Annotated in this window: 1 protein-coding gene; it reads right to left on the bottom strand. The window is 52.2% G+C overall.

Features of this window, described 5'->3' with window-relative positions; translation table 11 throughout:
- Window positions 1-512: hypothetical protein (locus AC6CHO_RS17195; protein WP_498216700.1), on the bottom strand; the 512-nt coding region annotated here is incomplete at its 3' end.
- Window positions 513-1,244 lie beyond the last annotated feature (732 nt).

The raw sequence follows: 1,244 nt of genomic DNA, 5'->3' as shown, positions 1-1,244 counted from the left end.
CACCGATGTGAACACCGATGTGAACACTGCGGAGAACACCGATGTGAACATTGCGGAGAACACCGATGTGAACACCGATGTGAACATTGCGGAGAACACCGATGTGAACACCGATGTGAACATTGCGGAGAACACCGATGTGAACACCGATGTGAACATTGCGGAGAACACCGATGTGAACACCGATGTGAACACTGCGGAGAACACCGATGTGAACACCGATGTGAACACTGCGGAGAACACCGATGTGAACACCGACGTGAACACTGCGGAGAACACCGATGTGAACACCGATGTGAACACTGCGGAGAACACCGATGTGAACACCGACGTGAACACCGATGTGAACACCGACGTGAACACTGCGGAGAACACCGATGTGAACACCGACGTGAACACTGCGGAGAACACCGACGTGAACACTGCGGAGAACACCGACGTGAACACTGCGGAGAACACCGATGTGAACACTGCGGAGAACACCGATGTGAACACTGCGGAGAACACTTCAGATAACACTGATGACAACACGGCGGATAACACGGAACATCCGATCGTGAACGTGCTGCCTGACAGCGTTACGGAAGGGGACGAGGTTACCGTAATTGGTGACAAGTTCACTCCAGACGGTAACGTCAAGATCACTGTTCGCAACTCGAACGGCGACGAGACTCCTATTCACCAGGATGACGTCATCGTTGACGAGAACGGTCACTTTGATTACAAGTTTGATACCGATGGTTTGCCAGAAGGTATCTACATGGTCGAAGTTCAGGACGAAGAAACTGGGAAGACTTACACCGAGTACTTCCAGGTAAATCCTGAGGACGCTGTTGAGAACGAAGTTCACATCGATATCACTCCGAACCGCATTATCAAGGGTGAAATCGGCACCGTGACCGGCAAGGAATTCACCTCGAACGGCGAAGTCAAGATCGAGCAGAGCCCACTAGGCGCGACGACCTTGGCCCAGGCTAAGGCCTTCGCTGCTTCTCTTCCTGAAGGCGTGACCGCTGACGACAAGGGAGATATTAGTTTCGAGGTTGATTCATCTGATCTTGAACTCGGAAATTACCTGATCGTTGCGACTGATGTGAAGACGAACGCGTATGCGTTTACTACGTTCACCGTTGTCGCCGATGACTCGACTGGCGCGAACACTGCTGACAACACTGCGGACAACACTGACGCAAACACGGATGCGAACACTGACGCAAACACGGATGCGAACACTGACGCAAACA

Source organism: Glutamicibacter sp. GQ173, assembly GCF_059759215.1.
Note: the sequence above shows the minus strand (reverse complement) of the source record. Positions and strands in the feature narration are given on the sequence as shown.